This is a genomic window from Streptomyces sp. NPDC054765 (assembly GCF_053612065.1).
In genome coordinates, this window is sequence record NZ_JBSHBP010000047.1 from 1 (window position 1) to 16,408 (window position 16,408).

14 protein-coding genes are annotated in these 16,408 nt (G+C 68.3%); 4 read left to right on the forward strand and 10 right to left on the reverse strand.

The genetic code is table 11. The features are described 5' to 3' along the window. Window positions 1–1,628 precede the first annotated feature (1,628 nt). Together ACWGJY_RS26150 and ACWGJY_RS26155 are read left to right on the forward strand one after the other, a co-directional pair. The gene (locus ACWGJY_RS26150; protein ID WP_453263282.1) at window positions 1,629–2,282 is read left to right on the forward strand and encodes a YeeE/YedE family protein; all 654 of its coding nucleotides are present in this window, start codon (window positions 1,629–1,631) and stop codon (window positions 2,280–2,282) included. A 4-nt stretch (window positions 2,283–2,286) separates the two neighbouring features. After that, window positions 2,287–2,703 carry a YeeE/YedE thiosulfate transporter family protein gene (locus ACWGJY_RS26155; protein ID WP_453263283.1) on the forward strand — a complete coding sequence of 139 codons (417 nt, stop codon included), beginning with the start codon at window positions 2,287–2,289 and terminating at the stop codon, window positions 2,701–2,703. Between the two features lie 194 nt (window positions 2,704–2,897). On the opposite strand, the gene ACWGJY_RS26160 is transcribed toward ACWGJY_RS26155, so the two are convergent. Beyond that, window positions 2,898–3,239, reverse strand: coding sequence for a hypothetical protein (locus ACWGJY_RS26160; RefSeq protein ID WP_453263284.1), 342 nt, complete (start codon window positions 3,237–3,239; stop codon window positions 2,898–2,900). After that, window positions 3,233–3,427: a hypothetical protein gene (locus ACWGJY_RS26165; RefSeq protein WP_453263285.1), complete on the reverse strand. Its 195-nt coding sequence runs from the start codon at window positions 3,425–3,427 to the stop codon at window positions 3,233–3,235. The genes ACWGJY_RS26160 and ACWGJY_RS26165 overlap by 7 nt, the downstream gene beginning before the upstream one ends. Window positions 3,428–3,763: 336 nt before the next feature. On the opposite strand from ACWGJY_RS26165, the gene ACWGJY_RS26170 reads away from it, so the two are divergent. Then, on the forward strand, window positions 3,764–5,137 hold the full coding sequence (locus tag ACWGJY_RS26170; RefSeq protein ID WP_453263286.1) for a sporulation protein: 1,374 nt from the start codon (window positions 3,764–3,766) through the stop codon (window positions 5,135–5,137). A 6-nt stretch (window positions 5,138–5,143) separates the two neighbouring features. Here the strand turns inward: ACWGJY_RS26170 and ACWGJY_RS26175 are convergent, their stop codons facing one another. Beyond that, window positions 5,144–6,064: a phosphotransferase enzyme family protein gene (locus tag ACWGJY_RS26175; RefSeq protein WP_453263337.1), complete on the reverse strand. Its 921-nt coding sequence runs from the start codon at window positions 6,062–6,064 to the stop codon at window positions 5,144–5,146. A 459-nt stretch (window positions 6,065–6,523) separates the two neighbouring features. On the opposite strand from ACWGJY_RS26175, the gene ACWGJY_RS26180 reads away from it, so the two are divergent. Further along, a complete protein-coding gene (locus tag ACWGJY_RS26180; protein ID WP_453263287.1) occupies window positions 6,524–7,951 on the forward strand; it encodes an alkaline phosphatase family protein in 1,428 nt (475 codons plus the stop codon). Window positions 7,952–8,209: 258 nt separating this feature from the next. Here ACWGJY_RS26180 and ccsB read toward each other — a convergent pair whose 3' ends face one another. The 7 genes from ccsB to hemL form a co-directional block, all read right to left on the reverse strand. Next, window positions 8,210–9,298: a c-type cytochrome biogenesis protein CcsB gene (gene ccsB, locus ACWGJY_RS26185; RefSeq protein ID WP_453263288.1), complete on the reverse strand. Its 1,089-nt coding sequence runs from the start codon at window positions 9,296–9,298 to the stop codon at window positions 8,210–8,212. Beyond that, window positions 9,295–11,208: a cytochrome c biogenesis protein ResB gene (gene resB, locus ACWGJY_RS26190; protein ID WP_453263289.1), complete on the reverse strand. Its 1,914-nt coding sequence runs from the start codon at window positions 11,206–11,208 to the stop codon at window positions 9,295–9,297. Before resB ends, ccsB begins: the two co-directional genes overlap by 4 nt. Before the next feature lie 4 nt (window positions 11,209–11,212). Further along, window positions 11,213–11,974 (reverse strand): cytochrome c biogenesis CcdA family protein, encoded by a 762-nt coding sequence (locus ACWGJY_RS26195; protein ID WP_453263290.1) that lies wholly within the window; start codon window positions 11,972–11,974, stop codon window positions 11,213–11,215. Window positions 11,975–11,978: 4 nt separating this feature from the next. After that, a complete protein-coding gene (locus ACWGJY_RS26200) occupies window positions 11,979–12,593 on the reverse strand; it encodes a redoxin domain-containing protein (RefSeq protein WP_453263291.1) in 615 nt (204 codons plus the stop codon). Between the two features lie 77 nt (window positions 12,594–12,670). Then, the gene (locus tag ACWGJY_RS26205) at window positions 12,671–13,894 is read right to left on the reverse strand and encodes a hypothetical protein (protein ID WP_453263292.1); all 1,224 of its coding nucleotides are present in this window, start codon (window positions 13,892–13,894) and stop codon (window positions 12,671–12,673) included. 146 nt (window positions 13,895–14,040) lie between these two features. Beyond that, window positions 14,041–14,721 carry a histidine phosphatase family protein gene (locus tag ACWGJY_RS26210; protein ID WP_453263293.1) on the reverse strand — a complete coding sequence of 227 codons (681 nt, stop codon included), beginning with the start codon at window positions 14,719–14,721 and terminating at the stop codon, window positions 14,041–14,043. Between the two features lie 58 nt (window positions 14,722–14,779). Then, on the reverse strand, window positions 14,780–16,105 hold the full coding sequence (gene hemL, locus ACWGJY_RS26215) for a glutamate-1-semialdehyde 2,1-aminomutase (protein ID WP_453263294.1): 1,326 nt from the start codon (window positions 16,103–16,105) through the stop codon (window positions 14,780–14,782). Window positions 16,106–16,408: the final 303 nt, after the last annotated feature.

A 16,408-nucleotide genomic window follows, 5' to 3' on the forward strand; every position in this document is an offset into this window, starting at 1 on the left:
AGTTGCCTGCGCGTCACACCCAGCTTCCTACCGGGTTCCGTCCCCATGCGGGGACGGAACCCGAAGGTTGATCACAACCACACACAGGCCCTAGTGCCTCGGCAGGCAACGTCGCGACGGGGCGAACGTTGCCTGTCGCGGCACCAGCTACCGCAATCACCACCGTCGTGACCAGTCGTCCCGGACCTGTTCCGCCAACCTGACGTAGAAGCGCCCTCCCCGGCCCGTCTCGGGGCCACAGCGCAGTTGCTCTCCTTCGGCTTACTTCATGCCGGTACTTCATGCCGGTACTTCATGCCGGTTACTTCATGCCGGGCTTTTCATCCAAGAGACGAGCCGGGCCCACCAGCCACCCGTCGATCGGCCCCGTGAACTGTCCGGGTGTCGAGGAACCTGTGCCCGTCGCACCGACCCGCCCGGTCGGACCGGCACCGGCCCCGTTCGAGTCACCGACTCCGCTGCACGTGCACGCTTGCGCTTCGCCGACTCACACATGCACCGCTGAAGTGCGGGAACGTCGGCGAGCACATGCTCCACGTGTTTCCCGCAGCCCTCATAGGTGACCTTCCGGCATGACCCGCAGACAGCGCGTTGGCACATGGTTCCCCTCCATTAACGTCCCAAATGGCGAACAGCAACATCAACAGTTTTGTCACAACCGAAAACACATTCTCGCCACAACCAATGCCCAGATGTACACCGCCTCCACGAATAACCGACTCCCGCCATCAGGAGGGTCGACTGTGAAGTCGCATCACGCTCCAAGCGATCTCACTTTCGGCCGTGAATATCCAGACATGAGCGACGTAGGCATGGCGCGGCACAGCTCACTCATCGATGTCAAGCGGTCGCGATCCGAATACTCTCTGAGGTTGCTCGGGCACCGAAACAGTGGTTCCATCACGCCCCATCGATGAACTGGAGGCACGGCTCCGTATTGTGACAGACCGTCACTGCGTCGCTTTGAGATGGCCGAACCTGGCGCGGCGAAGGCACGTAACTCGAAACGGCAACCGTCCTCACCGAACGGGTGGTGTGCGCCGCCCAGAAGGGAGCAACGTGGGTTGCTCACACACCGCAGCATGCCCCCTTTTCCCGCTGCTTAGGGCGAGCTTGCAAGGCTGGCGCGACTACTACTGCGACAGCCAGGATCAGTGGCTCGGCTGTGCCCGCTACCAGGTGTCGCTCACCGGCGAGCGCGTGCCGATCAGCCTGCTGCCCAACGGAGCCGTTGCGCGACACCTCGAAAATGCTGCCGTCGAAACGGACCGGTCCGGCGCCGCAAACCCAAAGCGGAAACCCCAGCAGGCCCGCGCCGCAAACCCAGAGCGGCAACCCCAGCAGGGGGCCCGGCCTCCACAGCACAATCCGTGGTCACCGGAGAGCGCGTCCTGGTCGCAGTCGGCACCGGCCCGGCCACCGGAGCCGTCAGAACCTGTGACCGCGGCACCGGAGACCATGGCTCCGTTCCACGTGGCATCTCCGCCGATACCGGTCTCGCATTACCCACCATCGTCATCCGCACAGATCCCCCGGTCTCCAGACCACTCATCGCGACGCTCGCGGCGAGCACCCAGCTCGAAGCGCGGCTGGTGGGCCCGATTCACCAAATGGATGGGAGGCCCCGCATGAGTAATTACTGGCCCTGGTGGGCCGGCGCTTCCGGGCTCGCTCTGATCACCATCAACTACGCCCTCACCACGGATCGGTCTTTCGGGGTGTCATCCGCGTGGGATCGCGTGTTGCACTGGCGCAGGGAGCGCCGCCTTGAGCGGATGGACGCGGAGTTCACCGACGAGCGTGCTCTCGCTGACGCTCTCGCCGCAGCTACAGCGGAGCACTTCGGCACCAGCCCCGCCGCGCCCGCCGTACCGCCGGTTCCGTACGGGACGTCACAACCGCTCGAAACGGACGTCGAACCAACGGTGAGTGAGGACACCTCGGTGACGACCCCGGGCCCGGCCCCGCTGGTCACCCAAGCTGCCCTGCTGATATCGATTTTCTTCGGCGGATTGATCGCCGCGGTCACCTCCGGACGGTTCCACCTCCGCTTCGACATGGGCCCGGGATTCCGGAACGTGGTCACCGCAGATCCGACCATCATGATCATCCTGCTGTTCGTCGGAGGCGTGATGGTCGGCTTCGGCACCCGGCTGGCCGGTGGGTGCAGCTCCGGCCACGGACTCAACGGCTGCGGCCGTCTACGCCCGGTCAGCCTCGTCGCGACCGCCGTGTTCTTCGGTACCGCCGTCGCGGTGTCGTTCCTGCTGTGGAAGGTGTGACCTGATGCGTACTCGGGGCGCGATTCTGCTGGCCACCATCATCACTGGCCTCGCTCTCGGCTATACCGTCTCCAACATCGGCTTCGGCGACTACACCGAGCTGAACCGCATGTTCACCTTCCAAGACTTGCGCATGCTGCTCTCCTTCGCCGGCGCCGTCGTGATCATCGTGTGCGCCTTCGCTCTGCTGCGGGTCCGCCGCACCCCGGGGCGCATCCACGCCGGCGTGATCCCCGGCGCAGTGCTGTTCGGTGCCGGCTGGGCGATCTCAGGCGGGTGCCCGGCGATCCCGATCATCCAGGTCGCCGGCGGATACCTGCCCGCCCTGATCACCATCGTCGGCGTCACCGTCGGTATCCGGCTGTGCCGCTGGGCCAACGCCCGATACTTCCACCTCGACCGCGGCTCCTGCGGGCTGTAACCAAGGACGCCCACCGACACCCCCCATCGGGGAAGCGGCCCTCCTTCGACAACGCGACAGCGGGGCGCAAGCGACCGGATCGCCATGGCGGGTGATCTGGAGCGTCAGCGCTATCCGTCCGTCCGGGTCACGGCTCACGGCCCTGCCCGCCACCGGTGTGATCTCCCATCCCTGTGCCTCACTCACGGTCCGGCTCATCCGGTTGTCCCGTTGCCAGAGGGCGGCCGCTTGTCCGGCTCGGCATTGTCGTCACCGGATTCGGGGAGGCGTGCGCCCCTGCTCCGCGCCACCCTGCGCGCGTCCCGCAGCGCCTCGCACAGTCGGGCGCTCAGGAATCGGAATGCCGCAGGGTCGGTCTCCGGGGCACCGAACATTCGGGCCGCGTGGTCGAGCAGCTCCCCGCCCGTCTTGAGCTGGACCTCTTCCATCTCGTCGGCGAGTTCGGAGAGGTAGCTGTTGCTGTCGTCGGTCACCAGGTACGACGGCTGACCAGCCGGGCCCGGCCACGGGAGGAGACGCGGTTTGGTGTTCACCATGTCACCGCCATCCGCTCCGGGGCGCACATCAAGTCGGCGCAGCGGCCAGACTCCGCCCGTCGATGCATCTGCTGCTCGTGGGCGATGACGTACGGGCGGACGAGCCGGACGTCCTCACCGCGGATCGGACCCCAGACGTACAGGTCAGCCCCCCGCGGCACGCTGAGGATCATCGTCGGCGTGTCCACGCAGCCCACCACTGGGCTCGTCCCCGCCATGCGATGGTGCCCCGGAGCGGGCAGTAAGGCTTTCAGCAGCAACTCGAAAAACCTGCCGATATGGTTCCGCATGTCGACCTGCTTCCATCAGGGTGGCCATGCCCCGGGGTGCCGTCACGCACCGCCGGGGTCCTGTCTCGACAGTCAACGACCGTCTTTGGCCAAGAGGCAGTGTTCATATGGGGGTTCAGGTGCACACGAGGGGTTCGCGATATCGCTCAAGGGGGTTCGCGATGAACCCCCTCGGCCGCATCTGGTGTGACACGATGAACACTTGACGTGACGCCCGGGGGGTGTACGCAGAACGTGAGCAAAGACCCGAACCGCAAGTTGGCCGCAGCCATGGCGGAGGCCGGAGCCTCGAACAAGGGACTGGCCAAACGGGTCCGTGAGGTCGCGCAGCGTCACGGCGAACACCTCGGGACGACGCACGTGGCCGTTCAGCGATGGCTGGACGGGAGCGGTATCCAGCGGCAGACAGCCGTGTTCGTCGCCGAGGCGCTGAGCGACAAGTTGCGGCGGAGGGTCACGCCGCAAGATCTGGGGTTTCCCGGTACCGCGTCGGCCCCCACTCCCACGGTCGGCATGGGCTACGCCGGCTCGCTGGCCGAGACCCTGAGCGCTCTGCACGGCCTTACGCACCAGCGTCCGGAAGACGGGCCGTCGGACGAGCCGCAGCTCCCGGACGTCGATGTGCACTCCGCCGCCCTCTCGTGGCTTGTCTCCCGCCCGGAAGGTGTGCCGACCGATGTTCCCGCCGCCCGCCGGGTCGGCATGCGTGACCTCGCCGCGATCCGGACCGCTGCGGGGTTCTTCATGCAGCTGGACTTCCAGTTCGGCGGCGGACACGCGCACAAGGCGTTCCGGCACTACTTCCGGGAGGACGTACTGCCTCTGCTGGGAGCCAGCTACAGCGCCAAGGTCGGTGAGGCGTTGTTCCAGGCCGCATCGGAGATGTCACAGCTTCTCGCCTGGACCGGCTACGACAGCGGAAACCATGCCCTTGCCGACCGCTACATGCTCTCGACGCTGCGGCTCACCCAGGTGGCGGGCGACCGCATGATGGGCGCACGCATCCTGGCCAATATGAGCCACCAGGCCAACTACCTGGGCCAGGTGCCCCGGGCTCTGACACTGGCCCGCGCGTCGGTGGAAGGTGGCAAGGCCGCCTCCACGCCCCGCGCGATGGCGCTGTTCTCCGCCCATGAGGCGCGCGCCCTGTCGACAGCGCAGGACCACAAGGGTGCTGCCCGCGCGATGAGCGAGGCCGAGAGGTTCTTCGAGCGTGCCGACAGCGCAGACGATCCCGAATGGCTCTCGTACATGGATGAAGCCGAGCTGATCGGGGAGTTCTGCCACTGCTTCCGCGATCTCGGACAGCGCGCCGAAGCCGTCCGCTTCGCCGAACGCGCTGTCGAACTCACCGACCCGAAATACGCCCGTACGCTCGGGTTCTGCCGCATGGTGCTCGCGCAGAGCCAGCTACTGAACGGCGACCTTGCCGCTGCGGTGACGACCGCCGGTCTCGCCGTCGATGCCGGTGACGCTCTGGAGTCCGCTCGGTTCCAGCGGTACGTGGGCGACTTCCAACGCGAGGTGTCCGCGTACGGGACACACCCTGCCGTTCAGCAGTTCAGCGGACAGGTACGGGATGCCATGGACCGGCTGGACGACGAGTAGCCGAGGTCACCCCGGGGTCCAGTCGCGCGGTGCGTCCTCGTTCCGGAGCGAGGAGATCCGACGGGCGTACTCCGCAGCCGTCTCGTCGCTCTCGGACACGTTCTGCATGAGCCATGTCGTCATGTTGAATTCCTGCACTGCGCGGAGGGTGGAGAAGCCCGACCACGTTCGGAGATCCCGCCCGTAGGCGCCGACGAAGGCGCCGTACTGTTCCTTGGTCTGCCATCCCAGGCTGTGATGCTCGGTGGCGGTGACCATCAGATCCCACTCGGGGTGGTCGAAGCTGAACCGCTCCAGATCGATCAGGATCACCTGATCGTTCCGGTCCACCATCAGGTTCTGCACATGAGCGTCCCCGTGTACGGGTCCTTTCTCGGACTCGAACCGAAGGTCCGCCACACGGTCCCGCAACTCACACGCGCGCTTCCGCAGGAACGCGCGGTCATCCTCCGGTATGTCGACCGCCGCATTGATACGTCGGTCGGTCCGGTCCAGAACGGGGTACGCAGGCAGGTTCAGCGTGTCCGGCAGGCTGAGCGAGTGCAGATCCCGAAGGACCGCGCCCAGCTCTCCGTATGTCGCCTTGCGGGCCCCCTCCTCGATCGAGTGCCAGAACGTCACCGGATGACCGTCGACGGCCAACGGTTGCTCCAGGTCATCGACCACACGCGTCACGGGGAAGCCCTCACGCGACAACCAGCGCGACACCTGAACCTCGCCCCGGGCCGAGTCCAGGTATTCCGTCGAACGGGCGATCCGCACCACGACAGGGTGGGAAGCCAGCCGGAACAGCGCGTTCTCCCCCAAGCGGATCAGGCGCGCTCCGTCACCGTCGAGCCCCGCCCGCCGACACGCCGCGGCCAGCACCTGCGTAGCGGCGCCCGACGTGAACCCCATTCCTGTGCTCCGCTCAGCTTCAGACGGCATGCCCGTATCCACTCCCTCAACACCGCCAACCCGGTAGCGCAGACCACCGAGCCAGGCAGCGACCGGCAACAGCCATCAAGGCGACCGTACCCACGGGAGGTGACGGCAGACGGAACCGGGGCGGGTTCGACCGGGCGTTGCGGGTGTGTGTCGGGGAGACGGCGGCGGCGGCCGCCGCGCGGCTGTCCGAGGGGCGTGTCTGCCCTGCACCCGAGGGAACTCCGGGCCTTGGCCGCGTGTCCTGACGCACCTTCGCAAACGCGTAAATCCGGCCATCGCGGGGTCCGCCACGCACTGCTTCGTGTGTCGTACGGGACGTAGCGGTCTCCGGCCAAGTCACGGCCGTTCACAGCCAATTGATGCATCGTTCAGCAACCTCCCCCTGCCCGGGAAACTCGGGCACCGACACAGTCATGTCGGCCCACTGAGGGCTCACGCGACTCAGGGAGAGTGGCAGATATGCCCGACATGACCCGACGCAGACTCCTCGGCTCGGCGGCCGGCGCGGTCGGCGGCGCCGCCGCGCTGTCGCTGCTGCCGCCCAGCGTCCAAAAGGCCGTCGCGGCCGGACCCGCACGTCACGGCTCGCTGCACGACATCGAGCACGTCGTGATGCTGATGCAGGAGAACCGCTCGTTCGACCACTACTTCGGCACCCTGCGCGGCGTCCGTGGCTTCGCCGACCCGGATGCGCTGACGCTGCCGGACGGCCGGTCGGTTTTCCACCAGTCGGACGCGCAGAACCCGGACGGCTATCTGCTGCCGTTCCGTCTCAACACGCACACCACCAGTGCCCAGGCCATCCCCTCCACCAGCCATGCCTGGTCCGTGCAGCACGAGGCGTGGAACGGCGGGAAAATGGACCGCTGGCTGCCCGCGCACCGCAAGGCCGACGGCGTCAACGGGCCGTATGTGATGGGCTATCACACGCGGGCGGACATCCCGTTCCAGTTCGCCCTCGCCGAGGCGTTCACGCTGTGCGACAACTACTTCTGCTCGGTCTTCGGGCCGACCTGGCCCAACCGGCTGTACTGGATGACCGGGACCCTCGACCCGGGCGGCACCCGGGGCGGTCCGGTGCTCAACAACACCGCGCCCAAGCCGTACCGGTGGACGACGTATGCCGAGCGGCTGGAGGCGGCCGGCATCAGCTGGCGGGTGTACCAGGAGGAGGACGATTACGGCTGCAATCTGCTGGAGCAGTTCCAGACGTTCCGGGACGCCAAGCCGGGCGAGCCGCTCTACGAGCGCGGGATGCTGCCGCAGCCGGCCGGCACCTTCGAGGACGACGCCCGCAATGACCGGCTGCCGGCCGTCTCCTGGGTGATCCCCACCAGCCACCAGTCCGAGCACCCGGACTATCTGCCGGCCGCCGGCGCCGACTACGTCGCGCAGAAGATCGAGGCGATCGCGTCCAACCCGAAGGTATGGGCCAAGACCGTCTTCATCCTCAATTACGACGAGAACGACGGCCTCTTCGACCATGTGCCGCCGCCGGTGCCGCCCGCGGGGACGAAGGACGAGTTCGTCGGGGGCCTGCCGATCGGCGGCGGTTTCCGGGTGCCGTGTCTGATCGTCTCACCGTGGACGGTGGGCGGCTGGGCCGCCGGAGACGCCTTCGACCACACCTCCGTACTGCAGTTCCTGGAGCGCTGGACGGGGGTGGAGGAACCGAACATCAGCGACTGGCGGCGTTCCGCGTTCGGCGATCTGACCTCCGCGTTCGGCTTCCGGCATGCGGCGCACCGGCCGCCACGGCTGCCCCGTGACACCGCCGAGCAGCTGGTCGAGGCGCAGTGGGAGGTGGCGCATCTGCCGAAGCCGACGCTGCCGGGTGCCGGACAGCAGCCGCCGCGACAGGAACACGGCCGGCGCAGGCGGCGTTAGGGCAGGACACCCCGCCGGGGCAAGGGCAGGACACCCCGCAGGGTCAGCGCACGACACCCCGAGGGGCGAAGGGCAGGACACCCCCGAGGGTCGGTGCAGGGCACCCCGCCGGGTGCCGGCGGCGCCGGAGCGTTTCCGCACGGGCCGTCGGGGCTCGCCCCGGCTCTCGGGGCGGGCGGTGCTCCCCCGCAAAACGACGGTGCCGTACGGGGCGGCCTCGCGAGGAGGCTTCCCGTACGGCACCGCGGGGTGTGCGGATCAGACTCCCGCGTAGGAGTGCAGGCCCGTCACGAAGATGTTCACGCCGTAGTAGTTGAACAGGTAGCAGGCGAACCCGATCAGGCCCAGGTAGGCGGCCTTGCGGCCCTTCCAGCCGGCGGTGGCGCGGGCGTGCAGGTAGCAGGCGTAGGCGACCCAGGTGATGAAGGCCCAGACCTCCTTGGGGTCCCAGCCCCAGTAGCGGCCCCAGGCGGCCTCGGCCCAGATGGCGCCCGCGATGATGGTGAACGTCCACAGCGGGAAGACGGTGGCGTTGACGCGGTAGGCGAACTTGTCCAGCGAGGCGGCCGAGGGCAGCCGCTCCAGCACGGACGAGGCGAAGGCGCCGGGCTGCTTGCCGGCCGGGTCGGCGAGCTTGGCCTCGTAGGCGTCGCGGAAGAGGAAGAGCAGCGTGGAGACGGCGCCGAGGTAGAGCGCCGCGCCGGAGATGATCGCGCAGCTGACGTGGATCCACAGCCAGTACGAGTGCAGTGCGGGCACCAGCTGGTCACTGGCGGTGTAGAGCACCGAGACGGCCAGCCCGAGGTCGAGCAGGACGGTGGTGACCAGGGGCAGCCCGATCCAGCGGACGTTCTTCTTGAGCGTGAGCAGCAGCAGGTAGAGGCCCACCGCGACCGCGGCGAAGGTCGTGGAGAACTCGTACATGTTGCCCCAGGGGGCACGCTGGACGGACAGGGCGCGGGTGAGGACACCGCCCACGTGCAGCGCCCAGGCCAGGACGGTCAGCGAGATGGCGATCCGCCCGTAGAGGTCGCCCTTCTCGGTGTTGCCCGCGGCGCCCGGACCGTCGGGGACATCGCGGCGGCCCGTGACGGACCTGGTGATGACCTTGGGACGTTCCAGTACGGCCGTTCCCCCGCCCTTGCGGTCCGTCTGTACGGAGAGCGGCGCGGGCGCCTCGGCCCGGCCGGTCAGGGCGGCGGCGGAGCGGCCGACCTTGCTGCGGCTGCCGAACACCCACTCGGCCAGGTGCGCGAGGAAGGCGAGCGTGTAGACCGCCATCGCGGAATAGACCAGCAGGTTGCTGTTGTGCGCCAGTGTCTCGTTGGCTGCGGCCGCGATGTTCACGCGCGCGCTCCTTCGGAGGGGTCAGCAGGTCCGTCAGAGTCAGTGGGCTCCGCGGGGTTTTCGGGGGCGGGGCCGGCATCCGGGGCCGGCTCGGGCCGGGCGTCGGATTCCGGTACGGGTTCGCCGGCCGGGGCGGCTTCGGCAGCTCGGCCGGGTTCGGCGGCCGGGCCGGGTTCGGCGGCCGGGGCGAGCGGGGCGTCGGACTCCAGCGCCAGCGCGAGAGCGGCGAGTTCCTCCGGCAGCCGGGCCGACTCGTTGCGGCCGAGACCGGCCATCTCGACGACGGTGAAGCCGACACCGTTCTCCTCGGCCCGCTCCGCCCGGACCCACACCCGGCGGCGCTGGATGAACAGCGATCCGGCCAGGCCCAGCAGGGCGGCGACCGCGCCGGTCAGCGCGAGGCCGTTGCCGGGCTGGTGGGAGACCTTGAAGCTGGCCCAGCTCTTGACGCCGTCGAAGGTGATCGAGCCCTCACCGTTCGGCAGCTGCATCGTGGTCTGTGCTTCCGCGGCGCGTACGGCCGCCGTGTTCTTGGAGCCCGCGTGCTGGTCCACGCGGTCCTTGGGCAGCAGCATCTTCTTGAGGATGCCGCCCTTGCCGTCCTCGTACTTCTTGAGGCGCTTGGTGTCCAGCTTGTAGACGCTCTGCGGCAGGCCGGAGTCCAGGCCCAGATCACCGTGGTAGGCGTTCACCGAGAGCACGGGGAAGTCCAGCGCCGGGAACTGCGAGAACATCGTGCCGGTGCCGCGGCCGCCGAACGTCGGGACGAACATCGCCTGGAAGCCGAGCTGGTTGCGCTTGCCGTCCTTGGTCTGTGCGCCGGGCACCTTCACCACACCGGTGGAGGTGAGGTTCTTCGGGTCGGCGGGCAGGAAGGCCGTCGCGCCGTGGAAGACGGTCTTGCCGCGGCCGTCCTTGACGGTGACGACGGGCGAGTAGCCGTGCGAGAGCAGGTAGACCCGGTTGCCCGCGATGTCGAGGGGCTTGTTCACCTCGATGGCGGTCCTGTGCTGCTTGCCGTCCGCGCCCAGGTAGTAGGAGATCTGCGCCCGGTAGGTGCGCGGGGTGCCCCGCTGGGGCCCGGTCCGCTCGTACGTCGCGTCGAAGCGGTCGAGCTTGAAGCCGAACGGCGCCATGTCGTCGGTGTCGTAGAACGGGCCCGACTTGAACTCGTCGTACTGCGTGAGGCTGTTGGCGAAGCCGTCGCCCTCGGTGACCAGTTTGTTGCCCTCGGACTTCCACAGGCCGCCGACGGCGAACGCCACCAGCATCAAGATGAGCGCGACATGGAAGACGAGGTTGCCGACCTCGCGCAGATAGCCCTTCTCGGCGGCGACCGCGGTGCCGGACCGGTGGGCGCGGAAGTGCCGCTTCTTCAGCAGCCGCTGGGCCGCGCCGAGGACGTCCTCGGGTGCCGCATCCGTGCGCCAGGTGGTGTACGCGGGCAGCCGGGTCAGCCGGCGCGGGGCGGCCGGCGGGCGGTCGCGGAGCTGTCCGGTGAACTGCCAGCTGCGCGGCACGATGCAGCCGATCAGCGAGATGAACAGCAGCAGATAGATCGCCGAGAACCACACCGAGCTGTAGACGTGGAACATCCCGAGCTTGTCGTAGATGCCCGCAAGGGTGGCGTGGTCGGCCTTGAACTGGTCGACCTTGGTCGGGTCGACGCTGGTCTGCGGGATCAGCGAGCCGGGGATCGCACCGATCGACAGCAGGAAGAGCAGCAGCAGCGCCACCCGCATCGAGGTCAGCTGCCGCCAGAACCACCGCACCCAGCCGAGGGGGCCGAGTGAGGGGAAAGTGATGTCTTCCGTCGGCGCGGTCGAGAGCTGGGATCCGGCCGCGCCGAGATCATGGCCCGCGTCGGCCGCGGAGTCCGGCTCGCGGGGGGTGTCGGTCTTGGTGGACATCAATTCAGATCCCAACGGTGGAGCTTTGCGTCCAGCTCTGGAGCTCGGACATCAGGGTGTCCCAGATGCCGGTGACGAGGAGGATGCCGAGCGCGACCATCATCCCGCCGCCGATCCGCATCACCCACAGATAGTGCCGTTTGACCCAGCCGAACGCGCCGAGCGCCCGGCGGAAGGCCAGCGCGACGGCGATGAACGGCAGGCCCAGGCCCAGGCAGTACGCCACGGTGAGCAGGGCGCCGCGTCCGGCGCTGGCGCCGGAGTAGGCGAGGGCGCTGACGGCGGCGAAGGTGGGACCCAGGCACGGCGTCCAGCCGACGCCGAAGAGCACACCGAGCAGCGGCGCGCCGGCCAGCCCCATGGCGGGCTTCATGTGGAAGCGCAGCTCGCGCTGCCCGAAGCGCTTGAGGATGCCGGCGAACGCCAGCCCGAGCAGGATCATCAGCACGCCGAGGACCCGCGAGACGATGTCCTTGTACTCCTGCAGGGTCTGGCCGAAGAACCCGAAGAGCGCGCCGCCGGAGACGAAGACGGCGGTGAAGCCGAGGACGAAGAGCGCGGCGCCGGCCAGCATCCGGCCGCGCCGGGCCTCGCCGAGGTCGGTGCCCGTGACGCCGGTCACGTACGACATGTAGCCCGGCACCAGTGGCAGGACGCAGGGCGAGAAGAACGAGACGAGTCCGGCGAAGAGCGCGATGGGGACGGCGGCGAGCAGGGTGCCGGACAGGACGGTCTGGTTTTCCGCGGCGGCGGCGAGCGCGATCACGTGATCACTTCTCGGCGATCAGCGGGTCGACCATCTTGCGCAGGTCGTCCTCGGCGAGCGGGCCGATCGAGCGGGCGGCGATCTTGCCGTGCCGGTCGATGGCGATCGTGGAGGGGATCGACTGCGGGTTGAGGCTCCCCCTGGGGAAGCGCAGCATCAGCCGGCCGGTCGGGTCGAACAGGCTCGGGTAGGGCACCTTGTGCTCTTCCTCGAAGCTGGTGGCCTGCGACTTCTCGGAGTCGCGGGTGTTGATCCCGATGAACTGGACGCCCTTGCCCTGGGTCTCGTTCGCGACCTTGGTGAAGTTCGGCGCCTCGGCGATGCAGGGGCCGCACCATGATCCCCAGACGTTGAGGATGACGACCTTGCCCTTGTAGTCGGCGACGTCCAGTTTCTTGCCGGTGATGGTCTCACCGGAAAGATCGGGCGCCGGCTGCCGCTCGTCCTTCTTGACGGTGTCGACACCGTTCTTGCCCTGGACGAAGCGGGTCTGGGACGAGCCGCCGGAGGTGCCGTCGCCGCAGGCGCTCAGCGTCAGCGACGCGACCGCCGCCCCTGCGGCGAGCAGGGTGATCCGGCGGCGGCTCGTGAGGCGGCGTGGGGCGCGGCAAGCACTCATGTGAAAAGTTTCGCATGGGCCATTTCCGGATCTTCCGCGCCCCCCTCGCCGGACCCGCCCCCGCTCACCCGGGCATGTCAGGCCGCCGAGAGATACGACTTCCAGCCGCCCGCGGGCTGCTGCCCGACGGGGAGCTGCTGAAGCTTGCGCAGCACCTCGGGGTCCTGTGCGTCGATCCAGTCGGTGAACTGCCGGAACGACACCAGACGGACATCCCGGTTCTGCTCATTGGCAATGTGCTTGAGCGCCGCCTCGACGGCGTCCATATAGATACCGCCGTTCCACTCCTCGAAGTGGTTGCCGATGAAGAAGGGCGCGCGGTTGGTCTCGTAGGCGCGGCGGAATCCGGAAATATAGGCGTCGGCGGCCTGCTGCCGCCAGCCCGGGTAGTTCACCGGCGGGGCCTTCGTCGAGTTCTTGGACTGATTGGCGAGGATGTTGTAGTCCATCGAGAGCACCTCGAAAGAGTGCCCGGGGAAGGGAATCTGCTGGAGCGGGTAGTCCCAGAGGCCCATCTTTTTCTTCGGCCACATCTGCAGACCGCCGGGCGAGCTGGCGTCGTAGCGCCAGCCGAGTTGCTTGGCGGTGGGCAGCAGGTTTTCCTGTCCCAGGAGACATGGCGTACGGCTGCCGACCAATTCCTTGCGGTAGTCGAAGGGCAGCGGCTCCAGACCGGTGAAGCCGGTGTTCGTGCGCCATTTCGTGACAAAGTCCATTGCCTGGTCGATCTCGGACTGCCAGTCCTGCGGGGACCAGTGCTTGACGGTGCCCGAGCCGGTGCAGAAGTGCCCGTTGAAGTGGGTGCCGATCTCATGGCCGTCGAGCCAGGCCTCGCGCACGTTCTTCAGCGTTTCCTTGATGTGGTCGTCGCTGAGGTAGCCGATGGCGGAGGCGCCGCGCCGGTTGTTCGGCGGCTCGTAGAGATGCTTTTGGGATTCCGGCAGGAGATAGAGCCCGGACAGGAAGAAGGTCATGGCCGCGCCATGGTCCTTGGCGAGCTTGAGGAAACGGGGGAAGAGGCCGTTGCCGACCTCTCCCGCACCGTCCCAGGAGAAGATGACGAACTGCGGCGGGGTCTGTCCGGGTTCCAGCCGTTCGGGTGCTTTCGGCTGATGGGGCTGCGCGCCGTAATTCGCCGTCGAGCCGTCACCGATGAGCTTGGGGCGAGCCTGCACCGAGTTCTTCACACGCGTCTTGTCCGCTCCGGCGCCCGAGTCCGACGACGAACAGCCGGCAACGCCCAGCGCAGCAGCCGCCCCAACTCCCATGCCCAGCAGGTTTCGCCGACTGATCGCGCGCATACCCTCGTCCCCATCCGTGCTCGCCGAACTCAATATCCATATAAACGGACAATGGAGAAGAGGGCATGTCGAGCGCGGGGGTTCCGAGTTATTCGCTCAGATATTTCATTTTGCCTGGACTTGACATTCCGCCAAGTGATGCACCGTCAGGCCCCGAAAGCCTTGGCCTTTCCCTTGACGGGTTTGGCGCCCGCCAGAAGATGGGAGGGAACCAGGTCGCGCGCGGGCTCGCTGTACCCCACCGAAATGATCTTGTCGCCGTGGAACGTGAACGACGTCAGCGAGGCCAGCGTGCACTGCCGCTTCCGCGGGTCGTGCCACAGCCGCCGCCGCTCCGCGAAGCTGCGCACGATCCAGATCGGCAGCTGGTGGCTGACCGCCACCGCCTCGTGCCCGCGCGCCGCGTCCCGCGCCGCGCCCAGCGCCGCCATCATGCGTACGACCTGTTCGAGGTACGGCTCGCCCCAGGAGGGCCGGAACGGATTCGTCAGGTACTTCCAGTTCCCCGGCTTCTTCAGCGCACCGTCGCCGACCCCGAAGGTCTTCCCTTCGAAGACGTTGGCCGCCTCGATCAGCCGCTCGTCGGTGGCCGGCTCCAGACCGTGCGCACCGGCGACCGGGGCCGCGGTCTCCTGGGCACGCTCCAGCGGCGAGGCGACGACATGTGTGATGTCCCGCCCCGTGAGGTGCTCCGCCACCCGGTCGGCCATCTTCCGCCCCAGGTCGGAGAGGTGGTAGCCGGGCCGGCGCCCGTAGAGCACGCCGTCGGGGTTGTGCACCTCGCCGTGCCGCATCAGATGCACGACGGTGATGTCTTCGCTGCTCATGTCACCCATTCATTCAGTCGTCTGCCGGTGGTCGCCGGCCCGTACGCCGGAGCCGTCCTCAGGCCGTCGCCGCGGCCGCGGCCCGCGCGGCGGCCGGCAGTGCGGCGGCGATCCGCTCGACGGCCGCCGTGTCGTGCGCGGTCGAGACGAACCACGACTCGAAGGCGGACGGCGGGAGGTAGACGCCCTGCGACAGCATCGAGTGGAAGAAGGCGGTGAAGCGGAACGACTCCTGCGCCTTGGCGGCGTCGTAGTCGGTCACCTCGGCCTCGGTGAAGAAGACCGAGAACATGTTCCCCGCGACCTGGAGCCGGTGCGCCACGCCCTCCTTCGCCAGCGCGGCGGTGACCAGCCCCCGCACCTCCGCCGAGACCGCGTCGACCGTCCCGTACGCGGCATCGTCCAACAGCCGCAGCTGCGCGACGCCCGCGGCGGTGGCGATCGGGTTCCCGGACAGGGTGCCCGCCTGGTAGACCGGGCCGGCCGGGGCGAGATGCGCCATGACGTCCGCGCGGCCGCCGAAGGCCGCGGCCGGGAAGCCGCCCCCCATGACCTTCCCGAAGGTCATCAGATCCGGACGTACCTCATCAATGCCGTACCAACCGGCCTTGCTGACGCGGAAGCCGGTCATCACCTCGTCGGAGATGTAGAGCGCTCCGTTGCCGGCGCACAGATCCTTCAGACCCTGGTTGAAGCCCGGCAGCGGCGGGACCACGCCCATGTTGCCCGGCGACGCCTCCGTGATCACACAGGCGATCTCGCCCGGGTGCGCGGTGAACGCGGCCCGCACCGCCTCGATGTCGTTGTACGGCAGCACGATCGTGTCGCCGGCCTGCGCGCCCGTCACCCCCGGCGTGTCGGGCAGTCCGAAGGTCGCCACGCCCGAGCCGGCCGCGGCCAGCAGTGCGTCCACATGCCCGTGGTAGCAGCCCGCGAACTTGATCACCTTGGGCCGTCCGGTGAAGCCGCGCGCCAGCCGGATCGCCGACATCGTCGCCTCGGTGCCGCTGGAGACCAGCCGCACCTGCTCGACCGGCTCGATCCGGGCCACGATCTCCTCGGCCAGCTCGACCTCGCCCTCGCCGGGCGTGCCGAAGGACGTACCGCGGGCGACCGCCTCCTGGACCGCGGCGATCACCTCGGGGTGCGAGTGGCCGAGGATCATCGGCCCCCATGAGCACACGAGGTCGACATATTCACGGCCATCGGCGTCGGTGAGGTACGGACCGGTGCCGGACACCATGAACCGGGGCGTACCGCCCACGGCCCGGAAGGCCCGCACCGGGGAATTGACGCCGCCCGGCGTCACGGCGGACGCACGGTCGAACAGCGACTGCGAAACAGGGGCTTCATACGGAAAAGACACTGTGATCCTGACCTGCATAAACGGCGGGTGGGCGGCGCGCGGGCGCGGCCCGGCTGACCAGTGGCGCGGGAATCTGCCTCGCGATACGCCCGCGGGCGCCGCTCGGTTCACCCTCGCTCCTTTTTTGATTCCTCTCGCTTTCGACCGGGCGTCAGCCCCCACTCGTCTGCGAAACTGGGCCGACGTACGAGTAAGTCACGCAAGCAATGGTCTCAGAGGCGCACGGGGGCGTGTGGCCGGGCGTTTCACGCGCCGGTGACGGGGGAGGTCTCTGAGACGATGATCGGGTTGCGCGGCTGGGGCTGCGAGTGGTCGGGTGGA